The sequence below is a fragment of the Candidatus Aquicultor secundus genome (assembly GCF_002791875.1).
GTDB lineage: Bacteria > Actinomycetota > Aquicultoria > Aquicultorales > Aquicultoraceae > Aquicultor_A > Aquicultor_A secundus.
The window spans coordinates 1-344 of the sequence record NZ_PFNG01000120.1; the positions used below are offsets into that span (position 1 = coordinate 1).

Sequence of the window (344 nt, forward strand, 5' to 3'; positions counted from 1 at the left end):
TGCGGGTAACTCGACATATAAACGCTCAAACGAGACGGTAAATTACGATTCCACAAAAATCGAGGAAAGCGAGATCAAGCCGCCTGGCGAGGTTAAGAAATTGTCCGTTGCTGTCGTCGTTAACAACGATGGCAGCAAGCCGATCCGCGACACGACTATAGAGCAGCTCGTTACTGCGGCGGCCGGCATCGATAAGTCGCGGGGGGATGTGCTAACGGTAAGCAGCGTGCCTTTCGATACCGCGTGGATGAAAAAAGAGGATCAGGCGATCGCCGATGCGCAGAGGAAGGAGATGTACGCGAATTATGGCAAATATGCTGTGGTTGCCGTACTCTTCTTAGTCG

General features: G+C 52.3%; 1 protein-coding gene. It reads left to right on the forward strand.

Annotated features, from left to right (window positions below):
- Window positions 1-344: flagellar M-ring protein FliF C-terminal domain-containing protein (locus tag COY37_RS04785; RefSeq protein ID WP_286976461.1), on the forward strand; the 344-nt coding region annotated here is incomplete at both ends.